Raw genomic sequence first — 15351 nt, 5'->3', positions numbered from 1 at the left:
TAAATTATTAGGCAGAGTAGCGTTAAAGGTGAGATTCAAACCAGTGTATTACCGGCTCATAAAATACCACAATCCCGACGACTACCGCAAAAAGAGCGGTAATCAATACCGCCCCTGCGGCTGTGTCCTTGGCAATACGGGCCAAGGGATGTTCGTCAGGAGATACTAAATCTACTACAGCTTCCACCGCTGTATTTATCAATTCCGCCGAAATAACCAATGTTACGGCAAGCGCCAGAAATAGCCAGCGCGTTGGTGTCAATTCCAATAGCCACCCCAATATAAAGACAATAGCAGCGGCAGCTGTATGAATCTTCATGTTCCTTTCGGCTTTAAAGGCGTGAACAATACCTTGAACCGCAAATGTAAAGGTGGCGCGTAGCGAAGGCTTGAAAGGTTTCACTAACGGGTTAATCCCACTTCAGCAAGAACTGCCTCTTGCTTGCCCATCATTTCCGCTTCGCTTGCTTCATCCTGGTGGTCATACCCCAACAGGTGAAGAAAACCATGAACGAAGAGAAAACCAAGCTCCCGTTCCAGTGAATGGCCGTATTCCTCACTTTGCAGCTTAGCACGCGGAACAGAGATGATGATGTCTCCCAGCACATCAGGAACATTATCGGCTTCATCAACGTGGTCCATATCGTAAATGATTTGTAGTTCTTCGTCCGTCGATTCATGCATAGCAAACGACAACACATCGGTTGGTCGGTCGATTCCTCTATATTCTTTGTTCAGTTCATGGATCTGTGCATCATCAACGAAAGTAAGATCAACTTCCCCTTCTGTCACGCCTTCCATAGTTCCAGCTTGCTGTAGAATTCGTTCGAGAAGAGAGATCAGATTTTCAGAAATGACAAAATCCTCTTGTTCATTGTTCCATACTAGTTGCAGACTCATTCTCAAACGCTCCATTTCTATCCTATTTAGATTCGGGAACCGAAGGATTCACCGGTGATTCTGGTGCAGAAGAACTGTCCGGTTTATCCTTCTTAATCTCCTCAGGATATTCTATCCGAGAATGGAAAATTCCCATAACGGTTTCCTTCAATGTTTTAGCAATAATATCTAGTTCTTTCATCGTTAAATCACATTCGTTAAATTGATGGTCATCCAGACGACTTTTAATAATTTTCTCAATCATAGATTCCACTTGGTCTACCGTTGGTTTGCGAAGGGAACGAACGGCTGCTTCAACGCTATCTGCAATACCAACAACTGCCGCTTCCTTGGATTGTGCCTTTGGTCCCGGATAACGGAAATCCGCTTCGGTGAAATCAGGTTCTTTTCCTTGCTCCTCAGCTTGACGAAGTGCTTTGTGATAAAAGAAATGCAAAAATGTTGTTCCATGATGCTGCTCTGCAATATCGCGAATCGGTTTTGGAAGTTTATAATCCTTTTGCATTTCCACACCATCTCTAGCATGAGCCACAATAATGGACTTGCTTAACTTAGGATCGATGGAATCATGAGGATTCTCCATATTATTCTGGTTTTCAATAAAGTAAATCGGTCGCTTGGTTTTGCCGATATCATGATAATAAGAACCTACACGGCATAACAACCCGTCAGCTCCAATCGCCTCTGCCGCAGCTTCTGAAAGATTACCAACCATAACACTATGGTGATAAGTACCCGGAGTTTCTGTTAACAGCTTCCGGAGAAGCGGATGGTTAGGATTGGATAACTCCACAAGCTTAAGTGCAGAAAGAATACCGAAAGTAACCTCGAAAAACGGCATTAAACCGATAACAAGCACAGCCGTCAATAAACCACCAGCGACTGCAAAAGCCAGAGCGTACAACGATTCAACTCTTGTCCAGGAGGAATCATTAATGAGCATCATGATCAGGACGGACAACGCGCCAAACAGCGAGACCATAATCCCGCCCTTCAGCAGGGTCGATCGCTGACTAGCCCGGTGAATCGCAAAAATAGCCACGCAGGACGTAATCGCCGCAAAAAAGCCGAAGTGGAAATCAAACATTTCCCCTTTGTTCACATTCAGGATAACACTTGCCATGATGCTAAATATAATAACACTGAAATAAGCTAACGGCATATCAAGCAATAGTGTAACTAAAATCACACCGATTGCAACAGGAGCTAAATAACCGACATAACTACGGTCTTCACTCTGCAGGATACCTGCCAAATGCATGGAGGTCAGTGTAATTGCATAGATCAGCACAAGCATCAAAATTTGAGAATTGTTATACTTGAAAATATTCAAGTCCGACTGCCGTATAAACATGAGTATGCCGAGTGAAAGCAACAATGAGAACAACAGTAAACCTAACTCCGGCCAATATGTGACATCATCTTTAAGCAGTCCATTCTTACTGAGAAGTTCATACAACTCCGGCGTAATCTGCTGCCCTTTCTGAACCAAGACATCTCCCTGCTTGATAAATACAGGCTGTGTATTCTCTCTTGCCTCAACCTTGGCTTCCTTGGTGGCTACTTCGTCATAAAATTTATTGGCTGTAATCGAGAAGCGCACAAGCTCTTGTACAACCTCTCTTGAGGTTCGATCGTTCAGAGAGCTGGTATTTACAAGCTCTGCTACTTTCGCTCTTGCCGTTTGTGCGTCTACGATTTCGTTCATGAGGCGTGATACAATTTCTCTTGCTACGGACTTCATCTTGTTAATATCTTCCGAAGCAAGTCTCGGAATTTTGATGAAAGTTTCTTCTGGTATACGATAAGCCTGCTGCGCAATTACCTTCTTCATTTCCTCAAATAACTCTGGCGTATAAGTCTCCGAGTCTCTGTTGCTAGATATGAAGTTATTCACGAATTCCTCAGCGCGCTGAGGAATCTCCTGACGGTAAATCTCAATTTTGTCTTGGACGGAGACTTCATCCTGATTTAAACGATCGATCCGTTCAAACAACTGCGTTACCAGAACGTCATTCCGCAGCGGGACATATGTATAAATAGGCTGCACTCGCTCAGCTGCCTCTTCTTGGGCTTTGAGCGTTGCCTTGCTGTCCTCAATTTGTACTGGAGACATAATACTCTTTTCACTGCGAGTACCAACCTGAATGTCATAACGTTCAGGAAGCAACTTTACTGACAAACTGATATAAAACAATAGGGCTAGCAGTAAAAATAGAATATAGCGTGTCGCCACGCTATATTTCCAGCCATTGTGCTTAACAGATATGGACTTGTCCGTCGATGGTTCTTTGGAGGCCATAGCGACAATCCCCTTTAATCTTGGTTTTCTGCTGCTTTATCATATGCGACGATGATTTTTTGTACTAAAGAGTGCCGTACAACATCCTGCTCTGCGAAATAAACGAATCCAATATCTTCAATCTGATTCAAAATCGTTTTGGCTTCAACCAATCCGGATTTTTTCCCTCGCGGCAGGTCAATCTGGGTTACGTCTCCTGTTATTACCATTTTTGAGCCAAAACCCAGCCTTGTCAAAAACATCTTCATTTGCTCAGGTGTGGTGTTCTGTGCTTCATCTAGAATAATAAATGAATCATCGAGTGTCCGTCCACGCATATAGGCTAGAGGAGCAATCTCAATTAGTCCTCTTTCAAGCGCCTTTGCCACTTGATCCGGTCCCATGACGTCATACAAGGCGTCATACAGCGGTCGCAGATATGGATCTACTTTCTCTTGAAGATCGCCTGGAAGGAAGCCTAGACTCTCACCAGCTTCGACAGCAGGTCTCGTAAGAATAATCCGTTTCACTGTACCTTCTTTAAGCGCAGCTACAGCTAGAACGACAGCAAGATAGGTTTTACCTGTACCTGCTGGGCCAATCCCAAAAACGATATCTCTTTTCTTAATGGTTGTCACATAATGCTTCTGTCCGATCGTTTTTACCCGGATTGGTTTACCCCGGAACGTTGTAGTAATCTCGCCTTTATACAGATCGAGCAGTTGATCAGCACGCATATCTTTTGCCAGATCGACCGCATAAAGGATATCTCTTTCGGTCAGGATATAGCCATTACGGACAAGCTGAAGCAGAACATCAAACAGCTGCTGCAGACTTTCTACATTACGATGTTCTCCTGAGATGTTAATAACTGCTTCTCTAGAATCAATTCTTGCGGGAATTTCCGACTCTATAATTTTTAAAAAAGTATCCTGCGGCCCGAACAAGGAAAGTCCTTCAGACGCGCTTTGCAAAAAAATCTGAATGCTGGTCGTTTGCTGTGACAAATAGCCTCATTCTCCTTGATTGTATACTATGGGAAGTTCTTTTGCGATGGTCTCTTCCACCTCAAAAAGTACTTTCATATAAACTTTACCATTCTCTTTCTTATCATGCAAAATTTTTTGGCTCACCAAACGCGATTCCGGTCCATATTTAGCCACAATATCACGAAAAGCACTATCTAATCCTTCTTTCTTTGCCTCTTCCTCTGTCACTGTCACTTTTGTCTCATTAACTTCCATCACCTTTTCAGTCATCCACCCGAATGGAAGTGTTCTTGAGCGCCATTTCAGCGGATCATACAACGTCAGCGTCTCGTGTTTCTCAAATGGCACTTTGCCGTAGCCCCATAGTTGAACAGCACGATTTCCAAGGACAAGGTATGATTTTTCAGACGCATCTCCCGTATATATCTTTCGTGTTTTAACCAGCGGTACTTCGATCTCATATTCATGCCACACAAGTCCCTTCACTTTCCCCTTGGCAACTACAGATTTTGCATTTTCCTCATCTCCAAGAATTCCCGATATCAGAATCTGCCCTTTCTTGACCCTGTTGTTGATCTGAACTTTCGGGACACCCTTCTCTGCATAGATATGGGTAATTACCGCATCACGTGTACTAACAAGATGGCGCGGACTGAGCAATTCTGACTTTTTAGGAACAGATGCCTCCACAACCTGGATACGAATGCTCGTACCATTTCTCTCCACACCAACCCACGACGTTCCTGGTAATCGAGTAGTCAGATTAGTTGACAGCTTGTCCAGAGATTTCAGTCTAAAAATCCACTGATAAGGGTACAAGCCTTCCTGCTTAGCCGCTTCTAGTACATCCTCAGAGGGTACCTTTTCATTGCCTTCCACGCTCACATTCCAAACCATAGAGGATAAGGCCAGTAATATAGCAAAAAACATGACGATCCCACTTACGAACACTTTACGTCTGAGCAAGCGAAAAGCACGGAACGGCAACCCATGCCGCTCCTGAATACGGGTTCTGCAGCCTGTCCGCTTCAACAAAGGGCGCAGCCCTTTGAAATCTTGCAACAACAGCTTGAATTCAGCCGAGTTCTCCCCTGTTGGCTTTACGTCCCATACCGGAGTTCCTGTTTCCGCCAATGCATTAATGAATGCTTCTACATGCTCCCCACGAACCATAAGCTTCAAATAACCACGAATAAATATCATTGTCGGAATATTCAAGGTCTCTCCCCCATTCCTATGTATTTGATATGATTGATCGTACCTTCAATCGTTACTTCACTACTTTGAATCGCCCGGATAGAGAGATCGGATCCCGATATTTCCATAGATCCCTGGGCAAGGGACAATATAAGCTTCTCCGCGGAAAACAGGCGGACACCTCGATGATTTTCAATGTGAAGCTCCTTATTGCCGATCAGGGTCAACCGCGGCAAGTCAAACAGCAAATCCTGCGGCAAATCGAGCATTTCTTGAGTCCATTTCTGCAGCTTGCGGCTGATGCGGGACATATGAAGGCCTTCCCCCTTCCTGTACTGTACACCTTATGAGCGAGAAGCCCTTTTTATGCAAGTAGAAAAGGCTTCTCAGCCTGTTGTTCATTGAAGGGATATGACATTTGTGCTGAGGAATAAACATCGATCACACAAACACATTTAAAAAACAAAAAAAGTCGCATCCGTCAAAAACGGATGCGACTTTCTTATTTCATTCTATAGCGGACCTTCTAAAGTTCTAAGCACCGACTTACCTATCTGCGTCCCATGGGTCTCTTGGAACGAGGAGGTCCCAAGATCTCGGACCAAATGACGCCATTAAGAGCTTGTTTGGCAATTTTCGAGTTCTGTTTCTTAGTATTGCCCTCGGTGTCAGTCACCTCAAGGATCGTTTCAGGGATATGAGAAGTCATGCGATCTAAGTGCTTATGAATTTGTTCGAGCTCAGCCTGCATGTTTCTCTTCCGCATCTCCATGCTGTCTCGTTCCTCGCGAGGATCTCCCGCCTCTGATAACATATCAAACCGGCTGTCATTATCTCGAGGTGATTCGTAAGTCATCTCCTGCGCTTTAGCGTAAGGATTTAATTCACTTACTCGCACATCATCCATTCGATCCTGTGACCGATTTCCTTGAGCAGTACCGGTCTGAGCGGATGTTCCAGGGCGGGACTGAACACGACGGACCTGTTGACCGGGTTGGTCTGTCCTCACTGACCCCGGTCCCCGTCTGTTCGAATCGTCTCCTCCTCCAAACGTAGGCATCTGGCTAGGTTTACTTTCACCATTGCCCTTGCCCATTTTCCCAAGTGCAGAGAGGATAAAGAAAGCGATACCCGCCACGATGTAAATATTTTCAAGAATCCATTCCATCAGTGGCTCACCCCATCTCTATTTATTGTTTTTCGGAGTGTCAGGTCCATCTGTATTCTCGCTCATCTTACCAAGCGAACCTCTCATTTGGGTATCTGCTTCAATATTCTTAAGGTTCATATAATCCATCACACCAAGCTTGCCGCTACGAAGCGCTTCAGCCATAGCCAAAGGCACTTGGGATTCGGATTCAACAACGCGCGCTCTCATCTCTACAACACGCGCCTTCATCTCTTGCTCTTGGGCAACAGCCATCGCACGACGCTCTTCGGCCTTCGCTTGAGCGATCCGCTTATCCGCCTCAGCTTGCTCTGTCTGCAGGTAAGCACCGATGTTCTTACCTACATCTACGTCCGCAATATCGATGGATAGAATTTCGAATGCTGTACCCGCATCCAGTCCTTTAGATAGAACCGTTCTTGAAATCAGGTCTGGATTTTCTAACACATCTTTATGCGAATTTGCCGAACCAACAGTAGTAACGATACCTTCACCAACACGGGCAATGATCGTTTCTTCACCCGCACCACCGACGAGACGATCAATATTAGCACGTACCGTTACACGAGCCTTAACCTTAACCTCGATACCATCCTTCGCCACAGCAGCTACAACCGGCGTTTCGATTACACGCGGGTTAACACTCATCTGTACGGCTTGAAGCACGTCACGACCTGCGAGGTCAATTGCAGCAGCACGTTCGAATTCCAGCGGAATGTTTGCACGCTGAGCTGCGATGAGCGCGTTAACAACGCGGTCCACATTACCACCCGCCAAATAGTGACTTTCCAATTGGTTAATATTCAGTCCTAACCCGGCTTTTGTCGCCTTGATCAACGGATTCACAATACGGCTAGGTGTAACTCGACGCAACCTCATAGCAACCAGTGTAATAATACCAATACGCACACCAGATGCGAGTGCCGAGATCCAGAGCATCAGCGGGAAGAAGCTGAAGAATACGCTCAGTAAGATGATCGCTACGACCGCGATCAGTAGAATGGGAATCAAACCTTCCGTCATATACATCATCTCCATACATTATATTTTTTGTTATGTTTATCTTACCAAAGAAAGCAGGTTAATCAACTAATTACTATCATATTACTCTTCTATCTCCTCAACCACGATCCGGGTTCCATCCGTTTTCAACACACGTATTGAGCATCCAGAAGCAATAAAATTCCCTGCAGTCACCACGTCTAAACGTCGCCCATCAAACTCTGCCGTTCCCGATGGCCGCAGCGGAGTAATACTCTTGCCGACTAAACCGATCAGATTATCTCGATCCTCAATTGGCAGATAACCCTGTTCTTTGGTTAGGCTATCGCTCAATACGAATTTATTCCAGATACCACGTTCCTTGAACACTAGTGCCACAACGACAATAGCTACAAGCGCACAAGCAACTGCTATACCCAGTGACAATGCAACATGTGTTGTACTATAAGCTGCTCGTACAACCCCAACAATCAAGCTTGCGGAACCAACAATCCCCAGAATACCGAAACTTGGCACAAACATTTCCATAACTAGCATAGCAAGACCAATAATAAACAGCAGCCACGTTTCTGATTCTGCAAACCCAGCAACAGAATTACCGAAGAAATAAAGCACAAAAGCTGCAGTACCTAGTATTCCCGGCACTCCGAAACCTGGAACAATCACTTCGATAATAACCCCTGCGATACCAATAAAGAGCAGTATGGTCATCACGATCGGATTCGTCAAAAATGTAGCTAGTTTCTCTGAGAAGGTACGCTCCATATGAAACACATCGTTCGTAGAATAACCCATCCATTCGATGACTTCATTCGTACTGTTAGCAATCTTATCCGCATACCCAACCTTTAAAGCATCCTCATAAGACAAAGCAATGATCTGGCCAACTTCTTTGGTCTTACCGATCTCCGGTATTTCCACCCTCATATTGACGTCCGCCATACCCTCAGCAATATCCGTATTCCGACCACCAGCTTTGGCAGCACCGGCCATCTTGCTCTTCCACCAAGAAATCATCTTAGCATCTTCAACAGGATTTCCCATGCCATCCACCATGGACGCAGCACCAATCATGCTGCCTGGTGCCATCGCAATCTTATCCGCATTTAAGGCAATAAAGCTTCCTGCTGATGCAGCATCACCACGAATATAAGCAACCGTCGGGATTTTTGATTGCTGTAACATCGTGCCGATCTCACCAGCTTGATCGACCCTGCCTCCTGGGGTATTAATCTCCAGTACAATCAAACCAGCTTCCATCTTCTCAGCTTCTTCAAAACCACGCTTCATAAAGCTGGTCAATCCTCGTTCAATCTGATGCTCAACGGGAATAACATACACTGAACCAATGTTAGCTGCAACAGCGTTATTCCCAGGAGTTATGTACATGACCGCAGACATCAGAATAAGCATCAAAGCTCCCAGCAATCCGATTAACTTCCTTGTCCCTGACCTTATTGTCTCCATCTTATCTCCCTCCCTCACGACATATGATATCAACAAAACGCATAGATGGATATGATAAACCATGCGAACTGCCCGAGATTAACTTATGTGTAAACTTCCCGTCTTATGGTAGGTATTACGTTTAACTTGGCTTTTCGTTTCAGAAACATGTTAGGTTTCATTATAAACGAAAAAACACTCCTTGATTAAACAAGGAGTGTTTCGCTTATGTGGTTACAGAAATTGTTGAACAACTTGATTGACAAGCTTTCCGTCTGCACGCCCTTTAACTTTCGGCATGAGAGCGCTCATTACTTTACCCATATCGGCTTTTGAAGAAGCACCGGTTTCCTGGATGGTCTGCTGTACAATGACTTTAATTTCTTCTTCAGAAAGCTGTTCCGGGAGGTAGGCGCCAAGAAATTCAATTTCTGCTTTCGCATCGGCGGCAAGGTCTTCCCGACCTGCTTTTTCAAACTCTTGGAGGGCATCTTTGCGCTGTTTGATTTCACGACCAATAATATCAAGCACTTCGCTGTCATCCAAACTTCTTTTCAAATCTATTTCAAGATTTTTAATCGTCGAACGAACCATTCGAATGTTGGAGAGTTTGAACTTGTCCTTACTCTTCATCGCTTGCTTCATATCTTCGTTCAATCGTTCGCTAAGATTCATGCTAGTTCATTTCCTCCTAAAACTTTCTCTTACGAGCAGCCTCGGACTTTTTCTTGCGCTTTACGCTTGGCTTTTCATAATGCTTGCGTTTTTTAACCTCCGCCAAGACGCCATCTTTAGCGATGGAACGTTTGAAGCGACGAAGTGCAGCATCAATTGTCTCGTTTTTGCGAACTTTCGTTTCAGACACCAGTTTTCCCTCCCTCCGACCAGACCGTCCAAGAGCAATAACACGGTTCATCATTCTTCATTATAGGGCAAACAGAAATATGGTGTCAACCATACGCACATTTTTTTAGAGCTCAAAACCCTATGTTTTCCATATCATTCGTTTGTCGATCCCTATGATCTTTACGAGTGGGACGATGAGATCCCTGTCAGAGCCCCTAAGCGAGCGCCTCCGAGCAGATGATAATGCAAATGATGTACGGTTTGTTCCCCATCACGGCCGCAATTGTTAATCAAACGGAATCCGCTCTCCGCGATTCCTAATTCAGAAGCAGCCTCTTGTGCTACCTTATGAATCTCCCCTATAAGTTCCAGGTCTTCTGCTTGAACATCATTCATTGAAGCGATATGTTTCTTTGGAATAATAAGCACATGAACTGGCGCAGCTGGCTGTATATCATGGAACACGAGTACCCGATCGTTCTCGATCACTTTCTTAGAAGGAATATCTCCATTTACGATTTTACAGAACAAGCAATCCATAGTAATACCTCCTCAAACATTATCTTGCTCCCATCATACAAGAAAAGAGGCAAACCCGTCCAATGATAACAAAAAAAATAGAAGCACCCGGTCAGCTGGAACACAGCTGTCCAGCAAGCGGGCGTATAATACAAGAGCAAAAACTCTCATCCATACGTCCGCCGGGGTGCTTCTAAATAGAATGTCGGCTTAGCTGTATTATAACAGTGCCATGTAACTGTATCTGTGAAAAATGTCACGAAGGCTAGACGTGTTACATTGTCTCTAATCGAATCTGTGAGCCCCCACCAGATTGTTCTGCTGGTTGCACGACCAATTTTCGTGCAAGACGAGCTCTTAATTCAGGAACATGGCTGATAATTCCAACTGTAAGCTGATCATGATGCAATTTCTCCAGAGAAGTAATCACTGTGTCCAGCAATTCAGGATCCAGTGTACCAAATCCTTCGTCCAAGAAGAAAAACTGAAGCGGATATTGACCTCTTAGCTGGATTTGAGCAGATAACGCAAGCGCTAAGGAAAGAGAAGTTAGGAATGTTTCTCCGCCAGAAAGTGTTGATACAGGCCTGCGGACACCCCCGTTGGCATCATCACGAATCACAAACCCGCCTCCAGAATCGACTTCCAGGGAATAACGCTGCTTCGTGAGGAACCGGAGCCGTTGAGACGCTGATTGACTGACCTGCATCAGCTGCTCTTCTGCAACGTATTCAACGAAAGCATTCCCTCTAAGGCAAGATTGCAACTTTGACAGCCGTTCACCCTCAGTGGCAAGTAAAGCTCGGCGCTCTTCCAGCTCCATAAAGCGAACATGACGTTTACGAAGATCTTCCAGATCCCGCTCAGCGCGAGCTTTAGATTGGATTGCTAATTCATCTGTTTGGCGGAAATGCTCCAGTTTCTGCTTACATTCCAGCCATTCATCTTCGTTAAACTGTACGCCATTCATTTTTAATTCAACGTCCTTTAGACGTAGAGACCATTCACGCTGACCCTCTCGATGAGTTTGTACATAAGCCGTATATTTATCGGTTTCTTCAGCAGTCATAGAGGCTTCCAGAACGCCTTCTTCAGTAGCAAAAGGCGATTCACCGAGCTGAGTAAGCCATTGTCCTTCCGCTGCCTTAGCATGTCCTGCCGCAGAATCAGCAGCTTGTTTAGCGATTGCCGCTTCCTTAACCGCCTGCTGTTTCGCCTCTTCCGCCTTACGACGCTCTTGCCGGCAATTCTCGGCTGCTGTTTTCAATTGCAAAAGTCGCTGTTTACATTCCTGCAACAATTCCTCCGCTGAGCGGTCTCCAATCCATGTCCGAAGCCGATCTTCTTTCTCCTGCAGCAATTCCCGCTTCCCATGATCCTGAGCATCCCACTGGATCAGCTGCTTCTCAAGCTCTCTAATCTGGCCTTCAAGGCTGAGTACTGCTTGCTTCTTTTCTTCTAGAAAAGGAACACTGCGCTCAAGCCCTTCTTTCACCGTTTCCGCTTGGGAATCACGCTCCTGCATCTCCTTAAAGCGAAGCTCTACCGTCTTCAGATCCAATCCTTGGTTACTTTCAGCCCATACCTGCTTCAAGTCACGGATGTTTTCTCTAAGCTCGCTTATATTACTGTTAAGCTGATCAGATAAAGCTCGTGCATTCTCAGCGGCAGCTGTTCGTTTGGCTAGTTCCTGCTGCATGGAGCCGAGTTTTTGCTGATATGATGCAGCTTTCTCCCGGTATTGCTGGAGAGAAGAAGCTTGATTAGACGCTACCTCTTTCAGTGCTGATACGAACTGTTGTAGATTTTTCAGTTCCTCAGCAGGCTTTTGGACCAAACCAATATCCATAACCAATCCAGCAGCAGCCTCAGCATTAGCACTTTTGAAGGCACTATTCTTAGCTGTTCCTTGGCTCAATACAAATTCCTCGTCATTCGACTTAGGAACCGGTATATTTACAGTTTCGTTTAATTGCTGGCGCAGGACCAAACGAAGTTCTTGAACATCTTCCTGTACACGCTGAAAATGATCCATTTGAAGTTCACCAGCTTCATCTGAATAGGTTTCAGGCTGAACAGGCACAGGGTGATCAAGACTTCCGCAAACCGGACAAGGCTCCCCTTCTCGTAGCTCAGATGCTAACGAAAGTGATAAAGCATGTAATTGCTGCTCCCTAAGGGATTCATTCATAGTCCGAAGAATAGATGCGACCTGAACTGAACCCTCATCCGCAGAACCAACTGCTTCAGTAGCCGAGCGTTTAAGAATTTCGACTTCATACGCTAATTGCTCCAGTTCTTTCTGGACCTCTTTCTCTAGGTTAAGCAGATCCGTCAGCTCAGCTTCTATCTTCTGCACCAAAACATTCTGCTTGGAGAATTCAGACTCAGCTTTCGTTAACTGTTCTTCAGCCAACAAAATGGATTGCCGCTTATGCATTGCATCATGAAGCATGTGCCGATCCTGCGCCCGCGTCTCAAGCTGCTTCAGCTTATTCTGCAATTCTTCCCGGCGTTTCTGCCCTCTCTCCAGTAGTTCCTGCTCCTTTAGCAACTGTTCATTCAGGACATTCAATGAATCCCTTGCATTCACCCGCTGTACATGAAGAGCATCAAGTTCACGCCGCAGACTATCGCGTTCTCGTTGAAGTACTGCCGCTTGTTCCAGTTGCTCCGCTCTTAGTAAAAGTTTCGGTTCCTCTGCTGACAGTGCTTCCTGAGCAGCATCATCTGCTGTACAAGCCCGCTCAGCGGAAATTTCTAACTGTTCCGATTTACTAAGCAGCAGCTTTGCCTTGTCCGACAGATCCACATGCGTTTTCACAGACTCACGGAGCGAATTTAGAACCGGGACAAGCACCTTCGCAGCAGCAGCAAGCTCCAATTTCTGTTCATACGCCTTGATCTCATCCTCACGAGCTAATAGATCATTCAGCTTACTTCTTAATCGGCGCTGTTCCGTATCAAGCTCACGGATCTTACTCATCGCTTCACTGCGTTCAGTGGCTGCTTGTAGGTTCTTTCTGGATTCCTCGGCGTGTATGATCGCATCCGAAAGTGCCTTTTCAGCCTCTGCCACAGCTTCTTCGCCTGCATTTCCAAGACCCTGCTGCTCTGCTTCTACCGATTTTATAGCCCCATCGTTATCTTTCACTCTACGACTCAATTTCAACGCCAGCTGATCACCATAACGCTCAAGATGGAACAAGCGCTGGAGCATTTGTCTCCGTTCACTACCCTTTAAAGACAAGAACTCAGCAAACTTGCCCTGTGGTAATACAACCGCTCTCGTAAAATCATCCATTTTCAGACCAATTTTCTCTTCTACACAGCGAGTCACATCAGCCAGCTTGTCTGCCATAACGGCTTCGCCCTCATCGGTTATCGCCACAAATCGGCTTATCGTATTACTTACTGAAATCTCATTAACCCGCTTAAAACGGCGTTCAACCCGGTACCGTTCCGGCCCTCTTGCAGAGGCCAATTCAAAAGTAAATGAAACAAACAAACTATCCTCAGAATGATTCATAATCCCCTGCGTACCATTTACTGCACGCTCCACTTTACCGTACATAGCCAAAGTTATAGCGTCGAGCAGTGTCGACTTCCCGCTTCCCGTAGGCCCAAATATACCAAACAATCCTGTTTCACACAGTTTTTCAAAATCAATTACCTGAGGCTCACGGTAACTTTGAAGTCCTGCCATTTTCAATAAAATCGGCTTCATTCCGTCACCTCCGCCACTTCCGATTCATCTTCATCCACAAGTTCCATAAATAGATGAACCAAGCTTTCATCCGGTTCTGCTCCCCCTGTCTGGCGCTGATAAAACTTGCGGAATAAGTCAGGCAGCGGAACCCTCGATCGCTCCAATTCTAACTCCAGTGCTTCCATTTCGGGATAGATAGGGCGAATATGAACGATACCTTCGCGGCTTTTACGCAGACGTTGGATATCTGCCAAGCCCATCGCTTCAGTCAACGAAACCTCCAAATCAATAAAAGCATTAAGATCTCGTTCCTCTTCAAGCCATCGATATACCTCTTGAAGGCCTCCCTTTGCCTTCCAGCGTACAAGTGGACGACCACTGCTCAGAAACAACTCCTCAATCACTGGAGTGCTTCCAGGTGAAGCATCTACCATGGTCACAGACTTAGCTTGGCCTGCTTCCGAAAAGCTGTAAGCTAAAGGTGAACCACTATAACGAATAATGCCTCGGCCTTTAACTGCCTGAGGACGATGAAGATGGCCCAGGGCTGTATAGCAGGCACCGATGTCGAGAGCCGAGGGATCAACCGTATATGCTCCCCCGACTTGAATCGGCCGCTCTGATTCAGTTTCAAGCCCGCCAAGCACGTAAATATGGCTCATGGCCAGATTAACACTCTTAGGTGAAAAACTACGCGCCATCATCTGCATCAGCTTACCCACCCGTTCACTATAAGCGCGGCGAAGCTCATCTTCATCCCCGTCAACGTTGAGCAGCTCGTTTAATCTCGCCTCAGAGGGATATGGAAGTGCTGCAATCTTAGCGATCTCCCCTGTTCTAGAAGCTGTTACTGTAACAGCTTCAGCTGAGGGAAGACCAATTAAAGTAATTCCTCGTTTAGATACAAGAGGTGTTACTGACGATACTCTCTCCGGCTGATCATGGTTACCGGCAATAACAACAAGCGGACGCCCCCCCTCTGTTAACCGAGCTGCAGCATCATAGAATAGCTGCTCAGCAGCTGCTGGAGGATTGACGGAATCATACACATCACCCGCCATTAATATGAGATCTGCTTGTTGATCATCCGCCATTCTCACGAGTTCATCCAAAAATGCCTCCTGCTCGGCCAGACGACTCCGACCTTCGAGCGTACGCCCTAAGTGCCAGTCTCCCGTATGCAATATCCGCATAACTTTCAGTTCTCCTCCCCACCGAAAAAACTTACTGTTCCTCAATTTCATATGGAATCCAAAAACATGAACCCATTCTATTAATATTTCAGTATTCGAAT

The 15351-nt window shown here is 45.6% G+C and carries 14 protein-coding genes; all 14 read right to left on the bottom strand.

All coding sequences use genetic code 11. The annotated features are described in order from the left end of the window. Positions 1 to 22: 22 nt before the first annotated feature. The 14 genes from ACFQV5_RS21605 to ACFQV5_RS21540 all read right to left on the bottom strand — a co-directional run bounded on the left by ACFQV5_RS21605 (position 23) and on the right by ACFQV5_RS21540 (position 15250). Entirely contained in the window at positions 23 to 403 is a 381-nt protein-coding gene (locus ACFQV5_RS21605) for a diacylglycerol kinase family protein (protein ID WP_379249874.1), read from the bottom strand. Then, positions 403 to 900 carry an rRNA maturation RNase YbeY gene (ybeY, locus tag ACFQV5_RS21600; protein WP_379249872.1) on the bottom strand — a complete coding sequence of 166 codons (498 nt, stop codon included), beginning with the start codon at positions 898 to 900 and terminating at the stop codon, positions 403 to 405. The genes ACFQV5_RS21605 and ybeY overlap by 1 nt, the downstream gene beginning before the upstream one ends. Before the next feature lie 22 nt (positions 901 to 922). Further along, positions 923 to 3202 (bottom strand): HD family phosphohydrolase, encoded by a 2280-nt coding sequence (locus ACFQV5_RS21595; protein WP_379249871.1) that lies wholly within the window; start codon positions 3200 to 3202, stop codon positions 923 to 925. 14 nt (positions 3203 to 3216) lie between these two features. After that, on the bottom strand, positions 3217 to 4188 hold the full coding sequence (locus ACFQV5_RS21590; protein WP_379249870.1) for a PhoH family protein: 972 nt from the start codon (positions 4186 to 4188) through the stop codon (positions 3217 to 3219). A gap of 6 nt (positions 4189 to 4194) precedes the next feature. Beyond that, complete coding sequence (gene yqfD / locus ACFQV5_RS21585; protein ID WP_379249868.1) at positions 4195 to 5388, bottom strand: sporulation protein YqfD; 1194 nt, start codon at positions 5386 to 5388, stop codon at positions 4195 to 4197. Then, complete coding sequence (gene yqfC / locus ACFQV5_RS21580; protein ID WP_379249866.1) at positions 5385 to 5678, bottom strand: sporulation protein YqfC; 294 nt, start codon at positions 5676 to 5678, stop codon at positions 5385 to 5387. Before yqfC ends, yqfD begins: the two co-directional genes overlap by 4 nt. 239 nt (positions 5679 to 5917) lie before the next feature. Next, a complete protein-coding gene (locus ACFQV5_RS21575; RefSeq protein WP_379249864.1) occupies positions 5918 to 6535 on the bottom strand; it encodes a hypothetical protein in 618 nt (205 codons plus the stop codon). A gap of 18 nt (positions 6536 to 6553) precedes the next feature. Beyond that, positions 6554 to 7558, bottom strand: coding sequence for a flotillin-like protein FloA (gene floA, locus ACFQV5_RS21570; RefSeq protein ID WP_379249862.1), 1005 nt, complete (start codon positions 7556 to 7558; stop codon positions 6554 to 6556). Between the two features lie 81 nt (positions 7559 to 7639). After that, on the bottom strand, positions 7640 to 9004 hold the full coding sequence (locus tag ACFQV5_RS21565; protein ID WP_379249861.1) for an NfeD family protein: 1365 nt from the start codon (positions 9002 to 9004) through the stop codon (positions 7640 to 7642). Positions 9005 to 9217: 213 nt separating this feature from the next. Beyond that, on the bottom strand, positions 9218 to 9658 hold the full coding sequence (locus tag ACFQV5_RS21560; protein WP_379249859.1) for a GatB/YqeY domain-containing protein: 441 nt from the start codon (positions 9656 to 9658) through the stop codon (positions 9218 to 9220). 16 nt (positions 9659 to 9674) lie between these two features. Next, complete coding sequence (gene rpsU, locus ACFQV5_RS21555; protein WP_005547957.1) at positions 9675 to 9848, bottom strand: 30S ribosomal protein S21; 174 nt, start codon at positions 9846 to 9848, stop codon at positions 9675 to 9677. Between the two features lie 161 nt (positions 9849 to 10009). Then, on the bottom strand, positions 10010 to 10369 hold the full coding sequence (locus ACFQV5_RS21550) for a histidine triad nucleotide-binding protein (protein WP_379249857.1): 360 nt from the start codon (positions 10367 to 10369) through the stop codon (positions 10010 to 10012). 253 nt (positions 10370 to 10622) lie between these two features. Next, the gene (locus tag ACFQV5_RS21545; protein WP_379249855.1) at positions 10623 to 14075 is read right to left on the bottom strand and encodes an AAA family ATPase; all 3453 of its coding nucleotides are present in this window, start codon (positions 14073 to 14075) and stop codon (positions 10623 to 10625) included. After that, positions 14072 to 15250, bottom strand: coding sequence for an exonuclease SbcCD subunit D (locus ACFQV5_RS21540; protein ID WP_379249853.1), 1179 nt, complete (start codon positions 15248 to 15250; stop codon positions 14072 to 14074). The genes ACFQV5_RS21545 and ACFQV5_RS21540 overlap by 4 nt, the downstream gene beginning before the upstream one ends. Positions 15251 to 15351 lie beyond the last annotated feature (101 nt).

It is taken from the genome of Paenibacillus sp. GCM10028914 (assembly GCF_042666275.1).
Lineage (GTDB): Bacteria > Bacillota > Bacilli > Paenibacillales > Paenibacillaceae > Paenibacillus_AQ.
The sequence above is the reverse complement of the archived record's forward strand: the minus strand, read 5'-3'. Positions and strand labels throughout refer to the sequence as shown.